Source organism: Halomonas sp. HAL1 (assembly GCF_030544485.1).
Taxonomy (GTDB): Bacteria; Pseudomonadota; Gammaproteobacteria; order Pseudomonadales; family Halomonadaceae; genus Vreelandella; species Vreelandella arctica.
In genome coordinates, this window is record NZ_CP130610.1 from 2,120,769 (window position 1) to 2,145,378 (window position 24,610).

A 24,610-nucleotide genomic window follows, 5' to 3' on the forward strand; every position below is an offset into this window, starting at 1 on the left:
CCTAGTTAAAGTGAAAAAGTTATTAGGTATCGATATGGCGCTGATGAGCCATCAGCGCCATTAGGCGTCGGTCGCGCCAAGCTTGTCGCTCAGCTAGACCTTCGGAAGGTAGCTGTGACCGGCGTTCTTGGCCCAAGGCAGCCAGGGTTGCGGTATCCCAGGGGTCATCATCGCTGCGCTGACGGTCGACATCGCGGTAAAGTGGCCCATAGCGCTGGCCGTAATCGACGACTCCATTAGGCGCATTGAGGTCGATGGTCTCGAAAGGCCCCATAAACGACCAACGCAGGCCAAGTCCGTGTTTAACTGTCTTATCCAGATCCTCAGCGGAAACATAGCCATCGCGAAACAGGCGTAGCGCTTCGTTCAACAATGCGCCTTGCAAACGATTGAGAATGAAGCCTTGGACTTCCTTCCGAACCAGTATCGGGGTTTGCTGAGCCTGTTCCATCAGTTGCATGGTGCGGTTCACCGCTGCTTCCGAAGTGTCAGGTGATGGGGCTACTTCGACGAGTGGAATCAAGTAAGGCGGATTGACGGGGTGTGCTACTAAGCAGCGCTCAGGGTGTTTCAGATGGTTTGTGAACCGAGACGCAGCGATGCCGGAGGTAGAGCTAGCCAACACGGTATCTATGGCCACCACCGACTCAAGTTCTGAATAGATACGTCGTTTGGCATCAATGTCTTCTGGCCCACATTCCTGAACGTACTCAACACCCCTCATAGCATGCGCCAGATTGTTTTCTGTCTGGATAAGAGATAGCGGAGCCTCAATATCTTCAATTAGGCCAGCTTGAAGTAAGTCTTGAAGAGATTGCCGAATGCCGTCTCGGACTTGGCCGAGAGCGTTAGCATCAACATCATAGAGACATACAGACATTCCGCTTCGTGCAAAGACAATGGCCCAAGCCCGACCAATCAAGCCTGCGCCGATAATTCCTATACGTGCTGTCATGAGGCTGCTCCTATATCAGTCACAAAGACTCAACGTTGGCGCAGACACTCAGCGCCTGCCCTGAAATATTGGTACCACCAGGTGCCGCCAGGAACAGGGCCATAGACGCAATATCAGAGGGTTCAACCATGCGGCGCATAGATATCTTAGAAAGATTTTCCTGCTCCATTTCGGCATAGCTAAGCCCACGCTTGGCCGCTCGGTCTTCAATGACCTTTTCGATACGCGGTCCACGCACGATGCCAGGTAGAATTGCGTTGACTCTCACCCCTTCTGGGCCGAGCTCAATTGCCAAGCTCTTAGTCAGTCCGACGACAGCCCATTTGCTGGCGGCATAAGGAGTGCGGTATGCAAAGCCCAGGCGACCTGCGACTGATGCCAAGTTGATCAACAGCCCCTGGCTTTCCTTCAGTAACGGCGTCGCGCGGTGAGCAACCCGGTACTGACCATTGAGATTGATGTCGATAGTACGGGTCCAGGCGTCATTATCGATCTCATCGATCCCCGCAGTGGGCCCTGCGATGCCAGCATTATTAACGACGACATCAAGCCCACCCAGAGAGGCGACATCTTGGAACAGCCGGTCGACGTCTTCCTCTTTGCTGACATCCGCCACAGTGTGTGAGATGCCCTCCGGCAGCGAGGCCAAGGCCTGGGTGTCGATATCACAAACGTGCACTCGTGCGCCCGCCTCCTGGAAGGCCTTAGCGATTGCTAAACCGATACCATTGGCACCAGCGGTAATCAGCACTCTGAGGCCATGGCGTGGCGTTAAACTTTCTACAACGGTCATAAAGTTTCTCTCCTTGGGGGGGGTTACAGCGAAGGCAGCCAAGTAGACAGGAAAGGCAGCAGGCTGATAATCAGAAGATTGATGAGTACGATTCCTACAAAGGGCAGTACGGACCAGGTGAGTCGAGCGATACTAATATTAGCTATCTGTGATGCCACGAAGAGGTTGAGGCCGACCGGTGGGGTGAACATTCCCATGGCCAGGTTGACCACCATTATGATCCCGAAGTGGACAGGGTCGAATCCGAAGCTGATCGCAATGGGCAACAGGATAGGCACGAAGATCAGGATCGCCGCTGCTGCCTCAATAAACATTCCTGCAAACAACAGCAGGAGATTGGCCAGGATAATGAACAGTAGTGGGCTGTCGATGGCCGATATTGCGAATTGGGACACCATATCAGGCACCCTTAGCCGCTGAAGCATACGACCATAGAGTCCTGCAGCGCCGATGATGCTTAGCACAATAGCGCTGGTAACAGCCGATTGTTTGAGGATATCAACCAGGCTGCTCAGTTTGATTTCCTTATAGATGACAAACCCGATCAGGAAAGAGTAAGCCACCGCGATGACTGCGGCTTCAGTCGGCGTGAATATGCCACTGTAGATACCGCCCAAGATGATGACTGGCATAAGGATTGCCAGGATCGCCTTGCGCCCCGCTCGCAGGACGTCCATCCAAGAACTCTTTTCGATACTCCCAGCCAAACCATTCGCCTTGGCGAAGAAGTAGGCAAAGATCAGCAGAGTCAGCGTTACTAGGATGCCGGGCAGAATGCCTGCGATGAACATATCCCCCACGGACACATTGGCAGCTATCCCGTAAAGAATCAGCGGGATGCTGGGCGGGATAATGACGCCAAGGGCGCCGGAGGCAGCTTGGTTGGCGGCGGTATAGCCTCCAGGGTAACCCTTGGCCAGCATGGCCGGTATCAAGATGGAGCCGATGGCAGCGGTTGTGGCTGCGCCAGATCCTGAGATGGCCGCGAAGAAAAGTGAAGTGACGATGGCCACCATCGCCAAGCCGCCCGTCATACTGCCGACCAGGGTGTTGGAGAAGTCGACCAGACGCCGGGATATTCCACCACTCTGCATCAAGGAACCCGCGAGGATGAAGAAGGGTATCGCCATCAACGGGAAGGAGTTCACCGAAGCGATGAGTTGTTGGGGAACGATCAACATGGGTGATAAATCCCCATGCCAAATAGTTATCGCAGAAGCTAGCCCGAGAGAGAGAGCAATGGGTACGCCGATGATGAACAACGAAATCAGCAGTAGGAACAAGAGCAGTGCCATGGTCAGTTCACCTCCTGCTTGGGCTGATTGTGAATATTGAGTGCCTCATCAAGCAACAGCCCCAGGCTATTGATCATGATAACCACGCCTCCAGCGGGAATGGCCATGTAAGGCCACATCATGGAAATTCGAGTACTGGGTGCTGTCTGGCTGGCGACCCGATCCATCAGGTCGTAACCGTGTTTAATCAAGATAAAGGCGAAGAGAGCGGAACACAGGATGATGGCAATTCGCAGCAGGCGCGCCAGTGTTCTCCCGGCGTGTTCCAGTAAGATGTCCACGGAGATTAGTGTGCCCTTACGATAGGCATATCCAGCTCCGAGAAAGGTCAACCAGAGCATGGAGAAGCGGGCTATTTCATCTGAGAAGAACAGCGGGCTGCCTACGACAAAACGGGCAAATACCTGCCAGAAGATGAGTACCGTCATCACTAACAACAACCCGGCCAATATCCAGCCGATCAGACGGTTAAACTCATCAATGGCTCTGTGGGCCAGTAGTAGATAAGACTTCATGGCTGCCTCATGCGTCGGAAAAGCGCCCGCAGGACGTCGTGTTGCCTGCGGACGTTGTGGGCTCAGTATTCGTAATTGACGGCAGCGTCGACCAGATCCTCACCGATGGTGGGGGCCCACTCTTCAAGGACAGGTTTGACCGCTTCGCGGAACGGGGCAAGGTCGGGATGGGTTACGGTCATGCCCAATTCTTCGAGTTGCCCGAGGTAACGCTGTTCTAACTCCTGGCTGGCCTCACGCTGTACCGGCAAGGCACCTCCATGATGATCGCCTGGTCTTCTTCGCTGAAAGAATTGAACAGATCCAGGCCCATCATCAGTGGCGCTGGCGAATAGACGTGTTGTGTCATGTTCAGGTAGTCCTGAACTTCGTAAAAGTTAACGTCATAGATGGTGGCCAAGGGGTTTTCCTGGCTATCCATAACACCTTGCTGGAGGGCGGTGTAAACCTCGGTCCATGCCATGGGCGTCGCGTTAGCACCCAGTGCTTCCCAGGTATCGACCTGGACGCGACTTTCCTGTGTGCGGTGGTTAATGCCTTCCAGATCGCTGGGTTTCTCGATTGGACGTACCGAGTTGGTGTTGTGGCGGAAGCCGTTCTCCATCCACGCCAGGAACTTCACGTTCATGCCTTCCTCGGCCAGCCGTGCGAGCTCCTCGCCATGTTCGCTGTCTAGAAAGGCATAGGCATGCTCGTGGTTCTCGAAGACGTAGGGTAAGTCAAAGAGCATGAATTCATCGACGAAGCCTCCCATCGGACCGGTGGAGGAAATGCCCGCATCGATGATGCCAAAGCCCATGCCTTCAACGACTTCGCGTTCAGCACCCAATGCGTTGTCGTAGTGGGGCTCAATGGTCAGTCGGCCTTCTGAGAGGCGCTCAAGCTCGTCACCAAACTTAAGAACCCCAATACCCTGCTGTGAGTCAGGGCCGAGCGGTAGACTCACATTGATAACACGTTCTGTTTGTGCAACAGCTTGGGTTGAAGCGGCCAAAGCGATGGCAGCGGCCAAAGATGTGAGAGGAAGGAAAAGCTTCATACAGCACTCCTAGTTGTAATCCAGCAATAACGCTGTGCGTATTGTCGTTGTAGTCGGTCAGTTGCTTCATACGGGCCTCAGCCATGATTCTGCAATGCTGCTCAAGCCCAATTGAAGTTATAGAAGAGAATGCATACGTATGCAACAATGTTGGATATATGCCTTTAAAATCTAGTTGTATCTAACTGATTAAAAAGAAATATACTTTAGTATTATCCGTGAATACGTAGTCATATATGTTTAGCAAATACGTGGTCCATTATTAATATAAGCTGAGTGAAGTAAGACGAAAGCTTCCCTAGATTACTTTTAAAGGTAATCAAGAGCTTACAAACAAAACGTTGAATGAAGGCAGAGACTCTGCCCTCAATACAATGCACCCCACTGATCGAGACAAAATCTGCCAGGTCTGCCTAAAGAACAGCAACTCATTTCACTGGGATGCATAGTGCGGTGCTCTAAGATTTCTCTGAGTTGTTGCGCCAGCAGTTTATGGGGTTTCGGTAACACCGAGTTAGAATGTCAGCTTAGAACGGTAGCACCAATACAGGAATTTCCTGTTTCGGCCGAGGCTGTGTGAAAACACCCGAACGTTACAGAATATAGTTGCCGTACGCGAAAACTAGAGAAGTTTTATAATGGAGAAGCCTCAGGATGAGCGAGAGAGCACCATTTTTGATCACTTTTTGGCTGGCTCGGGACTCATCTAACGTTTTCACACAGCCTCGGCCAGGAGCGGTCTTTTAGGAACCATTGATATAGCGCTTTAACGCCGCGCTCTGCGGCAATTTTGGAGCGGCGCGGAAAAATTGTTCGGCAGCAGCGCCTGGTTATACGAAGATGGCCGCATAAAACCCAGCCAGCAGAGCACCAAAAATCGTAAACCCTGACCCAAGATGGATAATATACCTAGATATTCGGAACTTAAAAATCGCTGACCAAATATCAAAAAGACATTCATAAGCCATGTACTCATCTGACGGAGAAAGACCTGTTTCTTCGCTTTTTTCATCATTTTTCTTTCTCCCCAAGACGGTGTGCGCAGAACTTCGAAACCTTAATAGCGGCCAGAAATTAGCCAGCAATGGCAGGTCAAAATAGTCTTCCATTACCGTGGGGAGATGAATACGAATAACGTGTGTCCCGACATCTAACGTCACTTCTGGGTTGCTTAAAGTCACCTGATGCAGATCTCCATTAAGGAGACGCCTTTTAGCGGATCGAGGAAGAAAAGGCCACCTTCTCCACGGACTCTCCTGTTCCAAGATATCTCTATAGAGAATATCAACGTTTTGGCGGACTCGTTCATGCAAATCAGTCTGCTAAATTAGCCCGATTGCTCCTATGGCAGAGCCAAAGGTTGCAAGTATTGCTCCTGAAGAGAGCAGCGCAACTAGGCTGGATTGGCTTTCAGGCCTAGATAGAATGGCATATGCGATAAAAGCACCCATGCCATAGATGAAAGTGATAACGAGATAGTGAATCCTCAAGTGATGGTGAGTATTGTTTTTCGTAGGCTGTTTCTTATCGTTCGCGTTCTCTTCATTCACGCTTCACCATCTACCTTTTTTCGTATAACGCTAGGGCTCAGGGGCGACGGCGCGTTAACTCTGGTGTCCGGAACCCTTTGTTAGCCGCTCTTGCAGCATTGGTTCAAGGATGTCAGCTCGAGTGGCTGCACTTTCAAGAGTAATCTGACCGCTTGCATACAACTCCCACAGCTCCCGCATTTCGGGCTGTAAATCCTCTATCCGCATGATTGCGGTATTTCCGTTGGTGAGGGTGTCCCAAACATACTTAGCAGCCCGAGATACTGTGTCGACGCCAGAATTAAACCATTCATCGGATTGAACCGTTGTATCAAGGCCCCCAGACCAATGAAGGTATTTCGATACTTTCCCGCTGTGTTCAATCAGGCGGGAATTGTCCCACTTCGATATTGGTATACCCTGTGGCGCCAAGGCGACCGTGAAATCTACCAACTTCTCGTATTGTGGAATCAGCCGTTTCAAAATCTGATCAAGAAGCTTTGCGTTCCCCTTGCATCTTTTATATTCCTTTTGCTCTAGTTCTGAACCAACCCCGACCACCAGTTGCTCAAAAAGAAGTTGCTCGACTCCCAACCGAGTTTCCAGCGCAGCATATTCGAGTGCACTAATATTGTTAGTCCGTTTGGCGTAATCAAGCCATGACAGCGCTTTGTAAATTCGTCCTGACGATTCGAAATAGTTACTGTCGGTAATGATCTGTTCTGGTTCGCGATTTTCAAAACTTGGAATCATCGTCTTCTCGGCTAACGCCCGCAATAAACGGCGCGAGGAGCGAGCGTCCAGCGACCGTAGGGAGCGAGTTTAATTGCTTTGTTACGTAACATCACTTCGGGCCGGGAAATGGGTGATTCTGAACCAAACCCCATTTTCCATCTGCTTTTTCAGACCCTCTAGCTCCGGCTAAGAAGAGCAACCGTTTCGTCTCTTCATCAGGAGTACCTACAACGGCGCTCAAGACGGATAGATGTCGCCACTTTTCAGGAAACCTATCGTCATCCAGCATTTCTTTGAGCATAGCCACTCGGCTTTTATCTAACTCATTCTTTGGCTTCTCTCTGAGCCAATGAAGGACTATATTTCCGAAGATCGTCAAAAGGGAGCCAATAACTACGCCTATCAACCCTATGACTGCAATCCAGAACTGAGTTTCCGAAATAACTTTGCTCGCAATTTCCGAAGCCAACAGTGACTCATCCATAGCTCGACCTCGTTACGTAACGCCGTGATATGCGGCGAGCCGCGCTCAGCGTGAGCCGTCCGGTGGATCCCCAAAGGGGCGGAACAAATATAATCACTTTGTTATACAATTCTCACAAAATGTTGGTTTGGGCTTCAATTTTTGTACGCGACCTTGTAAAGTCCAAGATGCCATTTTCGCTTGCTCTCGATTAAATTTATCAACGCTATTTTGATATGAATTGACATGAGCTTTATCTGGAGACTCGATGAGATCCTCAATAATAAGAGCCATTAAAAAAAATGATTTTTTGTATCTTGTAAGAACAACTATGTCTAGATCTCTAATTTTCTCTGTGACTGCTTCATTTTCTTGAGTGTTGTATGAATTTAATGCGACTACCCACTGTCCGTGCGCCATCCGGTTTCTAACTTCGTTAGGCTTTTTTATATAAGTATTTAATAAGTTTTTGACCTCGTAAATAACTTGATCTTTGTGCGCTTGATCTTTCGCGGTTATCTTGTTGACAACAAGCTTAAGGCATTCAACCCATCCTAAATAAGAGTTTTGCTTGAACTTGCCTTTTAACAAGTCAATTTCTTGTTGATTTAGAGCACTTGGAGTATGAATAAGCTTAGAGAAAATTGCTTCAGTATAAGCAGAAAAAAGCAAAGCCATTAACTTAGTTTGGATAGATATAGATGCTTGATCACTAGATCTAAGGGATTCATTTACAAGGCGATTGCCTTGCTCCCAAGCTTTTTCAAGCTCTCTAACGTTCTCTGTCTGAATTGAGAAAATACTTCGAGGTATGGAAGATGTATTACTGTTGTCAGTAGGCACGAAATTCTCCGAATATACTAGGCAAAATACACTTTAACTATTAAATGCACTTTGCCTAGCTGGACTCGAACCAGCGACCTCACATTAGTACAAGCCTAATGTGCGCTCTCACCCTTCTGAGCTATAGACGCAATGCAATACTACCATTCTTTCGAACGAGCGCAACTATAATGCATAACAGCGTTTTAGACGGCGCCTTCTATGATTGAATGAACGTGCTGGCATTTTTTTCCGGCAAATGCAGCCTACCAAATTCACCCAAGCCTATGATTATTTGGAATGTTCATTCCCATTAGGCCGTATAGCCAAAATTCGCGCTCCTGCTGCATTTCCAAGAATGGCTGCTCTGGGTCGATATTTGCCATTACGTTAATTCACCTTAGCACAAGGCGTGTGTAAATAGAGCTAAACCGGATCACCTATTCGATGGAGTTTGTTCCATGTACTTTCCCCCCCCATCTCATTACACCTAGGATTTAGGAAAGTTGTTTTGAGAATAAGAATCGCATCAGCCTAGAGATATCAGGACCAAACCCTTGTACTTCAACCAACGATTGAATCGCTCTGGGGATGGAGGCATAACACTCTGCTGGCGTATGCTGTTGTTGCATTAACAGTGACGACTAACAGTCTTGGGGAACGTGCATGCCTTCATCCGTGGAAAAAGTCTCGCCGACGGCGCCCTCCAACGAGAGGCCGGATGGTAAGGGCCAGAAGCTTAGCGATCGGGTTTACGGTGATATCGTCGACCGAATTATTCAGCGTGAATTCGGTGAAGGTGAACGATTGCCATCAGAGGAGCAATTGGCATCTCATTACGGCGTGTCTCGTCCTATCGTGCGCGAAGCATTGGCTAGACTGCGCGATGATGCACTGATTCGCTCGCAACGTGGCGCAGGAAGTTTCGTACAGCGGCGCCCCGATCGTGCCATGCTGGAGTTCGCTCCGCTGGAAAGCCTAGCCGATATCCAACGCTGCTTTGAGTTTCGCATCGCCGTGGAAACCGAGGCCGCACGACTCGCGGCCATCAAGGCAACAGAAGAGGAGCGCGTGGCACTGACCCAAGCACTGGCATTGCTTGAACAGCGTATCCGCGACAATGCGCTGGGGGTAGATGCCGATTTCAACTTCCATCTATCCATCGCTCACGCCACGCACAACCGGTTTTTCTCCGATACCCTGTTGTCCCTTAAGTCAGCCATCACATATGGCCAGAACATGGCGCGCGGTCTTGGCTTGCGACGCCCTGAGCGCCATGTCCCCGAAGTACAAGTCGAACACCGTGATATCCATGATGCCATCCTCGCTGAAGATGCCGAACGTGCCGCTTTTTGTATGCAGCATCACTTGAGTAGTTCGCGTCGACGCGTCTTTGAGGGATAGGAATTTGACAACTTTTACAACTCGACTAGCTTGAACAGTAAGGTTGTTCACGCTGGAAAATAGTGGTGTGTAACGATCTGGTAGGACGCAAGCCGAGTACGATAAAAACAATAACCACGGCTATCATTGGCGCAACTACCGATAACGACGAAGAAACGTACATAAAACAATACAACTAAGTCGGAGCATTCCATGACGTTTACCTACAAGACACTTGCGTTGTCCGTAACGGCTATCAGTGCCCTCAGTGTTGCTGGCTTGGCCCAGGCCGAGTACCCGGAAGACGACATCACCTACATCATTCCCTTCGATCCAGGCGGTGAATCCGATGTAACAGCACGTTTTCAGGAACCCGTACTTGAAGACGTCCTTGGCGTTTCGGTCAATGTGACGCATCGACCAGGCGGCGGCGGTGCCGTGGCGTGGAGCGAGTTCCAGAATAACGCCGAGCCCGATGGCTACGAGATCATCGGCGTGAACATTCCCCATATCATCGGCCAGCCAATACAGCGTAATGATGCTGGTTACACGACTGACGACTGGCGAATCGTGACGTTTTTCCACTCAACGCCCAATGCGTTGATCGTTTCTGACGATAGCCCCTATGACACCTTGGACGACCTGATTGAGGACGCTAAGGAAAACCCCGAAGCCATCACACTGGGGGGCAGTGGCACCTATAGTGCCAACCATCTGGACATGCTGCGCTTCGAACAAGAAGCCGATATAAACCTAACCTACATCCCCTTCTCAGGTACTGGGCCGCTTAAAGGTGCGCTTGAAGGCGGTCATGTCGCCGGGATCTTTAATTACACCATGCTCGGTACTGAAATGGCCGATAGCGTTAAGGTGTTGGCCGTAGCCGCCGAGGAACGTGTTAAGGCACTGCCTGATGCGCCCACCTTCAAGGAACAGGGCTACGATATCGTCGGAGGTGCCTACCGCGGTGTCGCGGTGCCGAAGGACACACCCGATGACGTGGTGGCTACCCTAGAAGAAGCCTTCGCTGAAGCCAATCGTCAAATCACTGAAAGGCAGGAGCCGTTGGGCTTCGTGATGGAGTACATCACCGGTGACGAAGTTGATGAAGTAATGGCCATGCTACGCGAGGCCTACGGTCCGATCCTCGAAGAAGCCGAGTAACACTCCTCCCTCCGCGGGGGCCTTGATGGGCCCCCTATTTTCTTTTCACCATGCTGGCAACGTTCGCGTTGCCACCAGGAGGGTGACCCATGGATATGTTACTGGAGGCGCTGACCTCCCTTCTGACTTTTGAGAGCATGTTGACCGTCCTGATCGGAGTGTCGGCGGGACTTTTCATCGGTGCCATGCCCGGGCTCACGGCGACGATGGCACTTGCCATGTTGCTGCCCTTCACGTTCTCGATGGAGGCCTTGCAGGGGTTGATCGCTTTAGGTGCAGTCTACATGGGCTCTATCTATGGCGGGGCGTTCACCGCCATTCTGATCAATACCCCCGGTACCCCCTCGTCCATTGCCACGACTTTCGATGGCTACCCCATGGCACGTCAGGGCCGTGCCTATGAGGCTCTGGCAGCGGCCACCATCGCCTCGGTGGTGGGCGGTATTGTCGGGGTCATATTCCTATTGATCCTCGCGCCGCCGCTTGCGCGGCTGGCAGTCGCCTTCGGACCATCGGAGATGTTCTGGGTGGCGATGTTGGGGCTAACACTAGTCGCCAGCCTGTCAAGCGACTCCCTACTTAAAGGCCTGCTGGGAGGTTGTATCGGCATCCTGCTGAGCACGATCGGGGTATCGCCAGTCGGCGGTGAGAGTCGCTTCACTTTTGGCTACCCGCCATTACAAGGCGGCATCGAGCTGATTGTAGCGCTGATCGGGCTTTTCGTGATCCCCGAGTTGCTGACCATGTCGGCGGAGGGACGCGGCGCCCTGCCCGACGGAGGCGAACTGCGTAAGAAAGAGGTCTCCATCGGCAAGATTGCGAAGCATATCTTCCGCAAACCGGCCAATCTTATCCGCTCGTGTTTGATCGGCCAGGTCATCGCTATCATCCCCGGCGCCGGGGGCAATGTCACCAGCCTAGTGGCCTATAACGAAGCGCGGCGTTTCTCTAAGGACCCTAAAAGTTTTGGCAAGGGCAACGTCGATGGCGTGGTGGCGTCGGAATCGAGTAATAACGTGATGGTCGCCGGCAGCATGGTACCACTACTGACGTTGGGCATTCCCGGCGCGCCGCCTGATGCCATCATCCTCGGGGTATTGCTGATGCATGGCCTGCGTCCAGGACTCGATCTCTTCACTCAGTCGGGTGTGCTGACCAATGGCTTCATACTCTCGATGGGGCTGGCCGCGTTAATGCTATTACCTGTCGGGCTATTGGGGGGACGTGTAATTCACCGCGTGGTGATTCGCACACCTTACTACTTCCTGGTACCGAGCATCGCCATGGTGACCATTCTCGGTACCTTTGCTCTGCGTAATAGCATGCTCGATGTCGGGATTATGCTGATCCTTGGCACGGCCGGGTATTTCCTGCGGTTGATCGGCATCCAGGCCGCGCCCATCGTGCTTGGTTTGATACTCGGCGGGATAGCCGAGCAAGGCTATGTCCAAACGCTGATGGCGGCAGTCGTCGATCCGATTCCTTGGCTAAGGTTGGTGAGCAACCCACTCTCTATGGTACTTGCGGGTCTAGTCGTGCTAGGCGCGGCGACTGCGCTGGTGCCCATGTGGCTGGCACGCAAGGGGCTATTGGATAAGGTTGATGCTAATGACAGTGGAGGCTCGTCATGATTCTGCGTCTGAATACCGATATCGCCTCAGGTGCTCTCGGTCTGGTGTTTGGCGCCGTATTGTGGTTCCCGCGGGGTGATATTGGGCGGCTGAGTATCATCTTTCCACGCGCCATTCTGTTGGTCCTCGCGTTGATCTCGATCGCCTTGATCGTCAAAGGGTTTATCAAGCCGAGTGGCCGCCAGATCGAGATTACCGGCAGTCCGCGGCGACTGATCACCGTCATGATTGGCTTTTTTGTGTGGTGGGGCGTGGTCGAGATCCTGGGTTTCCTGCTAACGACGGTGATCGCCTTCTTTACGCTCACCTGGTATCTGGCCAGTGTGGAGACAGCGGTTACCTGGCAACGCATGTTGAAGTGGACCCCGGTGATCCTAGTACTGGTCGGTGTCTTTTACCTGACCTTTACGGAGGTGCTCAATGTGCGCCTGCCGACGGGACTGTTCTTATAATAGGAGTGATACATGAAAATCACTGATATTCGAGAGGCGCGAGTGTCGATCGCTTCGGACATTGCCAACGCCTACATCTCCTTCGCCAAGATGGATGTGTCGGTGCTAGCGATCTATACCGATGTCTGGGTCGATGGCCGTCAGGTGGTGGGTTACGGCTTTAATTCCAATGGCCGCTATGCGCAAAGCGGGCTACTACGCGAGCGCTTCCTTCCCCGCCTTCGTGAAGCCGACCCACAAGCTCTGCTCGATGATAGCGGCACTAACCTAGACCCTTTCCGTGTATGGGACGTGTTGATGGCCAACGAGAAGCCGGGTGGGCACGGTGAGCGCTCGGTGGCGGTGGGCATCATCGACATGGCTGTGTGGGACATCGTCGCCAAGGCGGAGAACAAGTCCCTGGCGCAACTTCTGGCCGAGCGTCATGGGGATGGGACGGCCGATGCGAAAGTAGCGGTTTATGCAGCAGGCGGTTACTACTATCCAGGTAAGCAGGTCAGTGCCCTCAAGGACGAGATGCGTGATTATCTCGACCTTGGCTACACCTGCACCAAGATGAAGATCGGCGGTATCCCCTTAGCCGAGGACCTTGAACGGGTCGAGGCGGCGATCGAGGTCGTCGGTGACGCTTCGCGCCTTGCCGTCGATGCCAATGGCCGCTTCGATCTCAAGACCGCGCTGGCCTTCGCCGAGGGCCTGGCCCCCTATGGGGTTCGTTGGTATGAGGAGGCGGGTGACCCACTCGATTACGCCTTGCAGCAGCAGTTGGGTGAGCACTATGCGCCCCCCATGGCCACCGGCGAGAACTTATTTTCTCATCAGGATGCTCGCAACCTGCTGCGTTATGGCGGCATGCGCGCCGATCGCGACATTCTGCAGATGGACCCGGTTCTTAGCTACGGCCTAGTGGAATACCTGCGCATGCTCAAGGTGTTGAAGCAACACGGCTGGTCACCGAGACAATGTATTCCGCACGGTGGCCATCAGTTCGCTCTCAACATTGCTTCCGGCCTCAAGCTGGGAGGAAACGAGTCCTACCCGAGGGTCTTCGCGCCATTCGGCGGCTTCGCCGACTCGACCCCCATCGAGAGAGGATATGTTGCCATCCCGGCAATGCCCGGCATTGGTTTTGAGGACAAACGTGAACTTATGAAAGTCTTCGATAAGCATCTTCGTTGAGCGGTGCGGTTAACTCCCTCTCCGCTCAGCCACAACAATTTACAACAAAGTAATCCATAAAAGCAGGAGTTTAAGATATGCGCAATCATCGTGTCGCCGTTATCCCAGGTGATGGAATAGGCCTTGAAGTTATTGAGGCGGGTAAGCAGGTATTGGAAACGTTGTCGCAAAAAAGTGACGATTTTCAGTTTGAATTCGAAGATTTTGATTGGAGTTCTCAGCGCTACCTTGAGACAGGTGAATACATCCCCGAGGGTGGACTGGAAAAGCTCTCAACATTTGATGCTATCTACTTCGGTGCGGTGGGCAGCCAAGAGGTTCCCGACCATATATCGCTGTGGGAGCTTAGGCTCGCTATCTGTCAGGGATTTGATCAATACGCCAATGTACGCCCTGCCCGTGTGCTCCCTGGTGTTAATAGCCGCTTAAAAGGGGCTGAGAAAATTGATTGGGTGATCGTTAGAGAAAATAGTGAAGGTGAATATGCGGGCAACGGTGGCCGTGCTCATCGTGGGCACCCCGAGGAGGTCGGCACGGAGGTGGCGATATTTACCCGAAAAGGGATAGAACGCATTCACCGTTTCGCCTTTAAGCTCGCCCAAGGTCGCCCCCGGAAAAAGCTAACCTTGGTCACCAAGTCCAACGCCCAGCGATACGGCATGGTGCTGTGGGATGAAGTGTTCTACGAGGTTGCAAAAGACTTTCCTGACGTAACGTTTGATAAAGAACTTGTTGATGCCGCAACCACTCGCATGGTGCTTAAGCCGGAGACAATGGATGTCATTGTTGCGACTAATCTGCATGCCGATATTTTGTCTGACTTGGCCGCCGCTCTTTCAGGCAGTTTAGGCATTGCGCCCACCGCCAACCTAAATCCAGAAAGAGCTTTTCCCTCCATGTTTGAGCCGATTCATGGTTCGGCGTTTGATATCGCCGGACAAGGCATTGCCAACCCCGTGGGCGCCTTCTGGACGGCTGCCATGATGCTGGAACACTTAGGGGAAACGACGGCAGCTGAGCGACTTATGGCAGCCATAGAGCGATTGACCGCCTCCGGCCTACAAACAAAGGATCTGGGTGGCACTGCGACCACGCAGGATGCGACCCGAGCCATCTGTTCCGACATCGAACAACAGTAAGTACCTTGCAACTGCTTCAAGGATGGCACCCTTGAAGCAGCTTAAAGAAAACTTTCATAAGCATTGCTTAATGGATCATTTTTATTCGAATGAATACAGCATTTTAGATCGCATGACGAGGTAAAAAAGCCTAAAGCGACCTCCCTCTGCTTTACCGATCAAGGTGAAACAGAAGGATGTTTTCATAACGAAAAAATGATCTTTACACTGCTTAGTAGTGAATGGCTACATCAGTCAGTAATATTTCTAAGGGAGGCAAGAATCGGCCAAGATCGGTCCTTTAGTCGAATCTGCTATAACGCTTTGCTCATCGGCAAATTGCGAGCGTACCGAGTAATTTATCCGCGTGCAGCAACTTGTTAAATGCACTTTTCAAATTTTGTTTGAAATTGCCCCCATTTTTCCCACAAATATGGCCATCTGTCTTTTAAAGATTCTGTAAATGCCTTTTGTTCAAAATAATTGACAAGGAATTCTAACTGAACAAAGCTTTCTTTTGATTCACGTTTAATAATATCAAGTAATGATATCTTGACCTCCTCAATAGATGGTCTATCGGCGGCTTCAACTGAGAGCATGTCATGAATAAGTAATTGGACCTCAGGCTCTATTGGAGGAATACCCTCAAAAGTTATACTTGCAGTCGTAGCCCATTTTTTCCAAGCATCAGCCTTAGTCCACTTTTTACTATTACCCTCAACAGGTCGAGGCCAATAATCATTTAGCTTTATGCCAACCGGATGGAAGCCACCACTCATAAGCTCATAGAGAATGACCCCCAGCGCAAATATATCCGTTTTATGTGAAAGCTCAGATTCACTCCACTGTTCTGGAGCCATATAAGGCCGTGAACCACCAAAGACGGAAGAGTCTCGAAAAGCATTTGCTAGACCGAAATCAGCGATTAGCGCCAAGTTATAGATATCCAGATCAGGTAAACCACGAAATTCGTTTTTTACGTCCCTCAGAAAAATATTGGCAGGCTTCAAATCTTGATGTGCTATTAGACCGCTCTCATAGCAGTGGCTCAAGCCACTGCTAACATAAACCATTATTGAAAGCTTTTCGGTCACGCTAGAAATTTCAGACTTTCGTATCGCCTTCTCAAGGTCTCCTCCCCAATAACGAAATAGTGCCACAGGGTTTCCAAGAACCTCAGTGAAATCAAACGCCCAATGAACAAACATCTGGTGGTTATATGAAAGCTGATTCTTTAGTTCATTAACAAACCTTTTATTCGTTTCCTGAATGGAAGCGTTTGTAAGAGGTATCGGTATTTTTGCACATACATATCGAGGTGATACATTTTCACCTTGATCAAAAACATAAATCTCTCCGCACATACCTCCAGAAACTGAAACACACGTCCCTTTGTTACCCAAAGCAACCTCTAACATAAATTTCTTCTGAGCATCATCGAGGGCATGAAAATCTATTTGTTCCATGGAGCTGAGATTCCTTTGCATTTAACAACGTGCTCTGGGGCAAACCGAAGCGTATCGTAGGTTTGTACCTAGCAGCACTTTATTAGGGCCTGCCTGATGCAATTGTATAAAAGCGTGCAGCAATGTTTTCCGCCTTATCTTCGACCATAACATCATGCACAAATTTTCGTTTAGAAACTAACCTGATACACTTAAGACCAGATTCATCATATGTATCCAACTTCACAAGATATTCGTCACCAAAATCAATATATACTGGATTTTTTGCATCTAACCAAGTCTTTCTTGGCCTGACCCAATCGTATTGGTGGTAGCCGTTGTAGGAGTTTTTTACTTCTTCCTCAATGTTATATATTCCATGAATCCAGCCGCCGCGTAATGTAGCTTTTGTAACAGTAGGGTCTTCTTCAAGTGCTTCAGATAGCCGAAAAAATAGCCCTGCATTAGCGCCATTCATATGTCTTTTAGCTTTACTCCAAACCAAGTCCTGGGCTAATTCTGAGTTTGGATCTGGCAACATATGATAGATGTCAAAATTATCTTGAAATACTGTTCCATCAATTATCCAGACTAAGTTTTGGTAAAATTCTTCGCGGGATATCCTCTCTGCATCCGTCATAGCGGAATGTTGAATTTCGATCACTATACCTGTTGGGGTTTTAACATCAGCTCTGTGTATCTCTCCATCTTCTGCCACATGTGAAACCTCTCGACATTCTAATGGAAACTTGTTTTTCCATTCCCGGTGCCATGCAGTTTCATTTTCCCACCAGGGATCACAATTTCTGAGTCTGTGGTGAGCCCAGTGATGCATTATTCGTGGCCCACATTTGGCGATAGTCTCAGCACCACAAATGGGGCAATTTCCTCTGCCGCCTGAAAATGCCTCTACTTTTTCATCATTTACTAATGCCGATTGCATATTTACATACTCAAATCTTCGACTGCCCTAACACCCGCGTAATAGGCGCGAGCTTGCGAGCGTCCTAATTGACGCATTTGTTATAACCATGATGGATTTCGCTTCGCGTTCAATGTCGAAAACCGGGAAGATAAAGATCTTTGAAGTTCGGCAAGACCTTCGGAATTGTTCAAATATTTGATGTATCGATGGTGTTGTAGATCAAATGGTATGTCTTGCTCTGATTGCGTAATGGGGATTACATGCTTACCAAGTGTATGAGCAATGCCAGCCTCATAGAATACGTTTGGATTTTTCCCTGTAAAATCGCAAACAACAATAAACGAGCGAAATATCAGTGAAAATATATCCTGAATTATCGTTGAATGATCCCATATATCGTCCGCTTTCATGCACATCAATCCCTGTAGTTGAGCCGCTGATTGAATCGAGTCATACACAGGTCTCAAAGAAGGTGAAAACGGCATCATTACAGAAACCAGATTCGGGTCTACGCCCTCAGCTGGGAGATTGAAGATATTTGGAGAGAATACTACCTTTCTTTCGGCACTCGCCTCACTTGAAATATCCTCACCTGATATAGTGCATTTCTTTGAGATATAGTCTTGGACGATACCAAGATTTTCATCGTTTGGGCCAATCATCTTCCTTAGAAACGTTAAGTCAAGGCCATCATAGTCTTCATCGCCCCAGCTAAGGCTCCTTAACAATCTAGAATGGCTTTCAACTTGATCTAATGTATTTGTGAGCGCACCTAGCTCCCTCCAATTAGAGGCATCGAAATCCTCAACTACCGAGTTTTTCAGGTTTACCAATTGAGTGCCAGATAATTTTGAATTCATATATGCTCTAAGTTTTGGTGAAAGTTATAACAGTTTTATTCATGCGAATGCGCGTTTTTCTGGGAAGCCTCACCTTGCCAAAAGGTCCCTAATCTACTGATAGAAAAAAGTGCATACTTTTTTGCTCGTAAGGGCTCGCTAGAAAAATGCTCATGCGCGTTAACTTTATGACCATTTTTTCAGGATGGCGCATAAGCATACAACGCCTTTTTATAAACCATTGTTTTACTAACGACTCACAGCATACTTTTCCAGAAATATGCGCACTTATATTACAACCGTCACCAGAAAAACGAGCAGTGTTAGCTAAAACTCCAGCAAATTACGGTTTCAGAGAACGTCCGCTGAGGGTCGATATCGGACAATCGAGATTTCTCATAATTCTTAAGAAGACAGTATCTTAATGAAAAGAGAGTGGCGGTCTCAATGACCAAGTGCAACACCTAACCTATCAGGTAGGGTATTGCCATGACTCACTGTTATCGCCATCTTTCTGCCGAAGACCGAGCCGCCATCATGCTGATGCGGGCTAACCACTCGATTCGCGCTATCGCCCGTCAGTTAGGGCGTTCGCCCAGTACTATTTCACGAGAACTGGTGCGTCATACTGTTAGCCCTAACAGAGCGTATGACGCCAGCCTCGCTGGACATCGCGCCCGACTGACCCGCTGTCGGCCTCGCCGTAGCTTGAAGCTTCCTCTCGACGGTGAGCTGTTCGAACTGGTGGTCTACCTGCTGCGCAAGTACTGGTCACCAGAGCAAATAGCCCGCACACTAAAGCGTATGTTTCCTGATAATACTGACCGCCACGTCTCGCACGAAGCCATCTACAATGCGCTCTATCTCATGCCGCGCGGCTCGCTCAAGAAAGAGCTGATTGCCTGTTTGCGCCAGGGTAAAGGTAAACGACGCCCTCGCAGCCGTGGCAAGGATAGGCGACAACAGATTCCAGACTTGGTGAGCATCCATCTGCGGCCGCCTGAAATCGAAGATCGCCTGATGCCCGGCCACTGGGAAGGGGATCTCATCATGGGCGCTAACAATCGCTCTGCCGTTGGTACATTGGTGGAGCGCACGACGCGTTTAGTGATTCTGGCGAAAGTGGATGGCACCACGGCCACAGCGGCGGCTGTCGGCTTCAGCGACAAGCTCAATGAGGTGCCGCGCTCCCTGCGCCTGTCCATGACCTATGACCAGGGCAAAGAGATGGTGAAACATGCCGAGATCACTCAGAAGACGGGGACAGCGATCTACTTTGCCGACCCGCATAGCCCATGGCAGCGGGGTTCCAATGAGAACACCAACGGGCTGTTGAGACAGTACTTGCCAAAGGGCACGGATCTGTCGGTCTACAGCCAGGAAGAACTCGACGAGATCGCCGACTCACTCAATACACGGCCGCGCAAGACACTGGATTGGCGCTCGCCACTGGAAGTCTACGCCGAGGTGCTCAAGAAATCCGTCGCCGGCCCGAGCACTCTTCAATAGTGTTGCACTTGGAACTTGAGGCCGCCAGTGTCACCTCTCACGAGCGTGCACGCATACAGCTTTTAATGAATTATGGTTCGAGGGTAAGTAACAAAGAATCAGCAGTAAGGGAGTCAGCGTCCAAAACAGTTCAGTTTTGCCCAATGAGAGCCAAAACCAAAGTATGGGCTGGGGTATGGGCCGGTTAAATTACAGACACAAAAAAGCCGCTGAAATCAGCGGCTTATTCGTAATACTTGGCGGAGGGACAGGGATTCGAACCCTGGGTAGGTTATTAGCCTACGCCGGTTTTCAAGACCGGTGCATTCAACCGCTCTGCCATCCCTCCGGCTTATGGGTGCGTATAATAACAGCTTTTCCTTGGAAGTCAACGCCTTTAGTACAAACGTAACCCGACACGGGTAATTTTTCCGCCTTCCATATCGCTGACTACCCAATGAATACCGTGCCAGTCTACGTCATCCCCGACTACCGGGTGCCCACCCACGCGTAGGGCAATAAACTCAGCCAGGGTCATGTTTTGCTCACCGGGGCTTAGCGTTAAGCCATAGGCCTGGGCGATATCCTGCATTTGTGCGCTGCCATCCAGGGTAAACGTGCCGAAGAAGGCACGCTCCTGCTTGAGCTTGGCATCGCCATTAAACAGCCGGTTAAGGGAGTACAGGTCTTCTGAGCGGCCGATAACGCAAATCACGTCCCCAAGTTTTAAGCGCGTGCTGCCCTTGGGGTGAAGCATGGTGTGGTTGCGAAACAGCGCGGAAATCAGCGCCCCGGATGGGAAGCGGAGAAGCCGGATAGGCACGTCTTCCAAATCCTGGTTCTCTACGCCGTAAACAAATAGCTCAAAATCGTTTTCTGGCAAAATGCCCAGCGGGCCGCGTCGGTTAGGCACGGTGCCTACCGGCACTTCTACCTTCAACCACTTGGCCATCAGCGTTAGCGAGCCGCCTTGAATCAGTAGCGACATCAATACCACGGCAAACGCGACGTTAAAGTAAAGTGAAGCGTTTTCAACCCCACCAATCACCGGAAAGATAGCCAGCACGATGGGCACCGCCCCTCTTAAACCGACCCAGGCAATAAAGAAGGTTTCCCGCCAGCGGAACTTAAAGAACGGCTTGATAGTGATCAGCACGGCCAAGGGGCGCGCAATAAAGATAAGCGCCAGCGCCACTAACCCAGCGGGCAGTGCCACATCCCACAGCTCACTCGGCGTCACCAGCAGGCCAAGCACCAGGAACAGACCAATCTGGCTAAGCCATGCGAGGCCATCGTGAACAGGGAGGATAAAGTTGAGGTGGCGCCCCGGCTGATTACCAATCATCAAACCGGCCAAGTAGATGGCCAGGAAGCCGCTCCCTCCCAGTACACTGGTTAGGCCAAATACACTGAAGCCAAGCGCTAATGCCAACATCGCATATAGACCGGGTGCCAAGTCTAGCCAGCGCAGCAGTTTAGCGCTCAGCCAGCCGCCACCCAGGCCGACAATTAAACCAATGCCGAACTGGGCAATAAAAAACAGCAGCGTTTCGGTGGGGCCACCAATATCGCCAACTAACAGTTCTACCAGCATCAAGGTTAGGAAAATCGCCATCGGGTCGTTGGTACCCGATTCAATTTCAAGCGTGGCCCCTACCCGCTCGTTAAGATTGACCCCGCGACCACTGAGCATTGAGAACACCGCGGCGGCATCGGTAGACCCGACAATGGCACCGACCAACAGGCCCTGCACGATGGTGAGATCAAAAATCCACATCGCGATCACGCCAACAATGGCGCTGGTGATAAAGACCCCAAAGGTCGCGAGAGAAAGTGCGGGCTTAAAACCTACCCGGAAGGTTTTGAGGCGAGTACGTAAGCCACCGTCTAACAAGATCATGGCGAGCGCGAGATGGCCGATTGCAAAAGCCATGGAGTAGTCATCAAACACAACACCCAGCACGCCTTCTTCACCCGCTAGCATGCCTAGCCCAAGGAAGATCAGCAGTAGTGGCACACCCATCATTGACGATAAGCGGCTGGCCAAGATACTGAGCGCCATCAGCGAGCCGCCTACCAAAAAGAACATATAAATTGCGTCCATGACTCTCCGTCTCTACATCAATACAGCGCTATTATTACATGTAACCGTTGAATTTACTGTGTCTTCTCCGCGCGCCCTTGTGGTTAAAGGGCTAGTCAGAAGCTTTCCTGGGCGGCTACACTTCGCCGTTACAACATTTGGAGTTACTGACTATGTTGCGCTGCCTGTCACGCTATTGGCACCCTGTTCTGTTGAGCCTCATCTTTACGTTATTATTTTTTAATTCAGCTAGTTACGCAAATGAAGAGAGTGGAGAAAGCAGTCAAGAAACCGCCCCCCTAACGTTGGATGCCGACGTTGAGGTGCCGGATGGCCTATGGCGACCCGTTGAAAGTGATACCGAAGCAGCGCCCACTATGGCACTTGCCCCGGCCCCGCCTCTTGAGCCACCGCCGGTTAAACACCTGACGCTGATGCTGGATTGGTACCTAAGCCCACAGCACGCTGCCTTGGTGATTGCGAAAGAACGAGGCCTGTATATTAATCAAGGGCTTGAGGTAGAGATTCAGTCACCGGCCGACCCTTCCATCGCCATCAAGCTGCTAACCGCAGGCGAGGTTGATCTAGCGTTAACGCGCCAGCCGCTGCTTCATCTACAAGCCCATAACGGCGCACCGATTATCCGGATTGCGACACTGATTGAAACGTCGCTTACGGCGGTCATTGTGACGGGGGAAGAACAAGCGGAAACTGAAAATACCTTGGCAGGGTTACATTACGGTTATACCACTGGCGAAGGCCGCGACCTGAGTATTCCTCGGTTACTACCCCGCTCAGTTCAGCAAACCGATGATTTCGCAGCACCGGTCAACCTACACTTCGACCCAATTCGAGCAATGCGAGAAGGCCAAATCGACGCGGTCTCGGATGGTTTTTATCACTACCTTCCTCAGCAGCTAGCAACGGAAGGGATTAACACCCACATCATTCGTTTCGATGAGCTGGATATTCCCCGTAGTGACGGCTTAGTAGTGCTGGCCAATAGCGATACCCTTGCCCGCCGCGCCGATACGTGGTCTCGCTTTGTGCTTGCCCTTGAGCAGGCGAGTCACTGGATCGTCGACAATCCTGATGCTGCCTGGGAGCTGCTCATTAGTACCCACCCGGTGCTCGATAATGACATTAATGCTGGAGCCTGGGAGGACATCCTGCGACGCATGGCGCTTAACCCAGCAGCACTAGATAGCCGACGGTATGCCGCCTTTGAAACTTTCTTGCAGCAAACGGGCATTACCAGCGAGGTATTGCCAGTATCGCGTTTAGCGGTAGATCCGCACACGTTATAATCACATACCGCTTATCATCACATACCGAAAGCTCTCTCACTACGTTGGCGACGCATGAGCGAAACAGCATTAATCTTTGTCGATGTTGAGACCACCGGCACCCGGGCAACCCGCGACCGAATTACCGAAATCGCCGCCCTGAAAGTCGTTAACGGTGAGCTGGTCGATCGCTGGTCGAGCTTGGTATACCCAGAATGCAAACTGTCCGCGCAAATCACTCAGCTCACAGGGATTCGTGACGATATGCTGAGGGAGGCGCCACGGTTTACCCACATCGCCGAATCACTGCGTGAGTGGCTGGGCGACGGGCAACTGGTTGCTCACAATGCGCGCTTTGACTACAGCTTTTTGCGCAATGAGTTTAAGCGCGCGGGGCAGGATTTTCGCGCCTCGTTGATATGCACGCTGCGTTTATCGCGGCGTATAGCGCCTCAGGAGCAGCAGCACAATCTGAAAGCGCTACTTAACCGCTACGGCATTTCACCTATCCGCCACCACCGGGCTGGTGATGATGTGGATGCCCTGTGGTCACTCTGGCAAACGTGGCAAGTTGAGCACAGTGAAGAAGCATGGCAGAACCTTCTGGGTGATGAGCGCCGCCACCGAACACTGCCCGCCCATTTAGACAGCGCTCAGCTTGAAGGGCTGCCCACCTGCCCTGGTGTGTACCTGTTTTACGGTCACAATCGGCTGCCGTTGTATGTGGGCAAAAGCGTCAATCTACGCAGCCGCGTACTAGGCCACTTTCAGCGTGATCACCAGGACGATAAAGAGATGCGCCTAGCTCAGCAGGTGCAACATATCGAATGGGAAGAAACCGCTGGCGACTTAGGCGCCCAGTTGCGTGAGGCGCAACTGGTGAAAACGTTAATGCCGATTATGAACCGGCAGCTACGCAAGCAGCGCAAGCTAACCACCTGGCTTTGGAAGGCAGAAGCCGACTACCCTGAACTCCTTAGCGGAAGCGCCATGAGCCTGCCAATCAGTGGCGCACTGTACGGTTTGTTCCGCAATGCACGAGAGGCTAAGAACACATTAAGAGCTGTTGCCGAAGAACAAAAGCTCTGCCCGCGAGTACTGGGGCTTGAAAAAGGTAAGGGCCGCTGTTTTGCCAATCAGGTGGGGAAGTGCCTCGGCGCTTGTAATGGCCAGGAGTCGATTGCACAGCACACTCAGCGAGCCAAGGCGGCGCTCATGCAGCTACAGGTTAATGTGTGGCCTTGGCCAGGCAGTATTGCCATTGAAGAGCAAACAGCGAATAGCACAGCGCCTGCTTGGCACGTGATTCGCCAATGGTGCTACCTGGGCAGCGCGGCAAGCCTTAAAAAGGCCAAAACCCTGGCCGATGCCTCCGCAAGCTTTGATGTAGATAGCTACCGTATATTGAACCGTTTTTTGCGCTCCCCGGAACAATATGGCCTAACGGTCATCCCGCTCGGTTAAGACTGCC

Annotated in this window: 23 protein-coding genes and 2 tRNA genes; 9 read left to right on the top strand and 16 right to left on the bottom strand. The window is 51.0% G+C overall.

Annotation, left to right across the window (positions count from 1 at the left end; genetic code table 11):
* Positions 1-22: 22 nt before the first annotated feature.
* The 11 genes from Q3Y66_RS09945 to Q3Y66_RS09995 all read right to left on the bottom strand — a co-directional run bounded on the left by Q3Y66_RS09945 (position 23) and on the right by Q3Y66_RS09995 (position 8,298).
* Positions 23-955 carry a 3-hydroxyacyl-CoA dehydrogenase gene (locus Q3Y66_RS09945; protein ID WP_008957888.1) on the bottom strand — a complete coding sequence of 311 codons (933 nt, stop codon included), beginning with the start codon at positions 953-955 and terminating at the stop codon, positions 23-25.
* A gap of 19 nt (positions 956-974) precedes the next feature.
* Positions 975-1,748: an SDR family oxidoreductase gene (locus Q3Y66_RS09950; protein ID WP_008957887.1), complete on the bottom strand. Its 774-nt coding sequence runs from the start codon at positions 1,746-1,748 to the stop codon at positions 975-977.
* A 23-nt stretch (positions 1,749-1,771) separates the two neighbouring features.
* Positions 1,772-3,043: a TRAP transporter large permease gene (locus Q3Y66_RS09955; RefSeq protein WP_008957886.1), complete on the bottom strand. Its 1,272-nt coding sequence runs from the start codon at positions 3,041-3,043 to the stop codon at positions 1,772-1,774.
* 2 nt (positions 3,044-3,045) lie between these two features.
* Entirely contained in the window at positions 3,046-3,558 is a 513-nt protein-coding gene (locus Q3Y66_RS09960) for a TRAP transporter small permease (RefSeq protein ID WP_008957885.1), read from the bottom strand.
* A gap of 62 nt (positions 3,559-3,620) precedes the next feature.
* Complete coding sequence (locus Q3Y66_RS09965) at positions 3,621-3,809, bottom strand: hypothetical protein (RefSeq protein WP_274377711.1); 189 nt, start codon at positions 3,807-3,809, stop codon at positions 3,621-3,623.
* On the bottom strand, positions 3,776-4,597 hold the full coding sequence (locus Q3Y66_RS09970; RefSeq protein ID WP_008957883.1) for a DctP family TRAP transporter solute-binding subunit: 822 nt from the start codon (positions 4,595-4,597) through the stop codon (positions 3,776-3,778). Before Q3Y66_RS09970 ends, Q3Y66_RS09965 begins: the two co-directional genes overlap by 34 nt.
* Positions 4,598-5,427: 830 nt before the next feature.
* Positions 5,428-5,778, bottom strand: coding sequence for a hypothetical protein (locus tag Q3Y66_RS09975; protein ID WP_008957882.1), 351 nt, complete (start codon positions 5,776-5,778; stop codon positions 5,428-5,430).
* 423 nt (positions 5,779-6,201) lie between these two features.
* Positions 6,202-6,879: a hypothetical protein gene (locus tag Q3Y66_RS09980; RefSeq protein WP_008957881.1), complete on the bottom strand. Its 678-nt coding sequence runs from the start codon at positions 6,877-6,879 to the stop codon at positions 6,202-6,204.
* A gap of 91 nt (positions 6,880-6,970) precedes the next feature.
* The gene (locus Q3Y66_RS09985) at positions 6,971-7,345 is read right to left on the bottom strand and encodes a hypothetical protein (RefSeq protein ID WP_008957880.1); all 375 of its coding nucleotides are present in this window, start codon (positions 7,343-7,345) and stop codon (positions 6,971-6,973) included.
* Positions 7,346-7,438: 93 nt separating this feature from the next.
* Positions 7,439-8,167, bottom strand: a complete 729-nt coding sequence (locus tag Q3Y66_RS09990; protein ID WP_008957879.1) for a hypothetical protein — start codon at positions 8,165-8,167, stop codon at positions 7,439-7,441.
* A gap of 52 nt (positions 8,168-8,219) precedes the next feature.
* Positions 8,220-8,298, bottom strand: a tRNA-OTHER gene (locus tag Q3Y66_RS09995).
* 514 nt (positions 8,299-8,812) lie between these two features.
* On the opposite strand from Q3Y66_RS09995, the gene Q3Y66_RS10000 reads away from it, so the two are divergent.
* The 6 genes from Q3Y66_RS10000 (at position 8,813) to Q3Y66_RS10025 (ending at position 15,094) form a co-directional block, all read left to right on the top strand.
* The gene (locus Q3Y66_RS10000) at positions 8,813-9,550 is read left to right on the top strand and encodes a FadR/GntR family transcriptional regulator (protein WP_008957877.1); all 738 of its coding nucleotides are present in this window, start codon (positions 8,813-8,815) and stop codon (positions 9,548-9,550) included.
* 192 nt (positions 9,551-9,742) lie between these two features.
* Complete coding sequence (locus tag Q3Y66_RS10005; RefSeq protein ID WP_008957876.1) at positions 9,743-10,693, top strand: tripartite tricarboxylate transporter substrate binding protein; 951 nt, start codon at positions 9,743-9,745, stop codon at positions 10,691-10,693.
* An 89-nt stretch (positions 10,694-10,782) separates the two neighbouring features.
* A complete protein-coding gene (locus Q3Y66_RS10010) occupies positions 10,783-12,324 on the top strand; it encodes a tripartite tricarboxylate transporter permease (protein ID WP_008957875.1) in 1,542 nt (513 codons plus the stop codon).
* Positions 12,321-12,776, top strand: a complete 456-nt coding sequence (locus tag Q3Y66_RS10015; protein ID WP_008957874.1) for a tripartite tricarboxylate transporter TctB family protein — start codon at positions 12,321-12,323, stop codon at positions 12,774-12,776. Before Q3Y66_RS10010 ends, Q3Y66_RS10015 begins: the two co-directional genes overlap by 4 nt.
* Before the next feature lie 12 nt (positions 12,777-12,788).
* The gene (locus Q3Y66_RS10020) at positions 12,789-13,955 is read left to right on the top strand and encodes a mandelate racemase/muconate lactonizing enzyme family protein (RefSeq protein WP_008957873.1); all 1,167 of its coding nucleotides are present in this window, start codon (positions 12,789-12,791) and stop codon (positions 13,953-13,955) included.
* Between the two features lie 77 nt (positions 13,956-14,032).
* Entirely contained in the window at positions 14,033-15,094 is a 1,062-nt protein-coding gene (locus Q3Y66_RS10025; protein ID WP_008957872.1) for a tartrate dehydrogenase, read from the top strand.
* Between the two features lie 359 nt (positions 15,095-15,453).
* On the opposite strand, the gene Q3Y66_RS10030 is transcribed toward Q3Y66_RS10025, so the two are convergent.
* From Q3Y66_RS10030 to Q3Y66_RS10040, 3 genes are all read right to left on the bottom strand, one after another.
* Positions 15,454-16,539, bottom strand: a complete 1,086-nt coding sequence (locus tag Q3Y66_RS10030) for a protein kinase (protein ID WP_008957871.1) — start codon at positions 16,537-16,539, stop codon at positions 15,454-15,456.
* An 82-nt stretch (positions 16,540-16,621) separates the two neighbouring features.
* Entirely contained in the window at positions 16,622-17,461 is an 840-nt protein-coding gene (locus Q3Y66_RS10035) for a competence protein CoiA (protein ID WP_035586804.1), read from the bottom strand.
* Between the two features lie 80 nt (positions 17,462-17,541).
* Positions 17,542-18,303 (bottom strand): hypothetical protein, encoded by a 762-nt coding sequence (locus tag Q3Y66_RS10040; protein ID WP_008957869.1) that lies wholly within the window; start codon positions 18,301-18,303, stop codon positions 17,542-17,544.
* Positions 18,304-18,819: 516 nt separating this feature from the next.
* Between Q3Y66_RS10040 and Q3Y66_RS10045 the strand changes: the two genes are divergently transcribed.
* Positions 18,820-19,791, top strand: coding sequence for an IS30 family transposase (locus Q3Y66_RS10045; protein ID WP_303319548.1), 972 nt, complete (start codon positions 18,820-18,822; stop codon positions 19,789-19,791).
* A gap of 237 nt (positions 19,792-20,028) precedes the next feature.
* Here the strand turns inward: Q3Y66_RS10045 and Q3Y66_RS10050 are convergent.
* Both Q3Y66_RS10050 and Q3Y66_RS10055 read right to left on the bottom strand, forming a co-directional pair.
* Positions 20,029-20,119 (bottom strand) — tRNA-Ser (locus tag Q3Y66_RS10050).
* Positions 20,120-20,167: 48 nt separating this feature from the next.
* Positions 20,168-21,874, bottom strand: a complete 1,707-nt coding sequence (locus Q3Y66_RS10055) for a potassium/proton antiporter (protein WP_008958703.1) — start codon at positions 21,872-21,874, stop codon at positions 20,168-20,170.
* A 152-nt stretch (positions 21,875-22,026) separates the two neighbouring features.
* On the opposite strand from Q3Y66_RS10055, the gene Q3Y66_RS10060 reads away from it, so the two are divergent.
* Together Q3Y66_RS10060 and Q3Y66_RS10065 are read left to right on the top strand one after the other, a co-directional pair.
* Positions 22,027-23,160, top strand: a complete 1,134-nt coding sequence (locus Q3Y66_RS10060) for an ABC transporter substrate-binding protein (protein ID WP_008958702.1) — start codon at positions 22,027-22,029, stop codon at positions 23,158-23,160.
* A 54-nt stretch (positions 23,161-23,214) separates the two neighbouring features.
* Positions 23,215-24,603, top strand: a complete 1,389-nt coding sequence (locus tag Q3Y66_RS10065) for a 3'-5' exonuclease family protein (protein WP_008958701.1) — start codon at positions 23,215-23,217, stop codon at positions 24,601-24,603.
* The last annotated feature ends 7 nt before the right edge of the window (positions 24,604-24,610 follow it).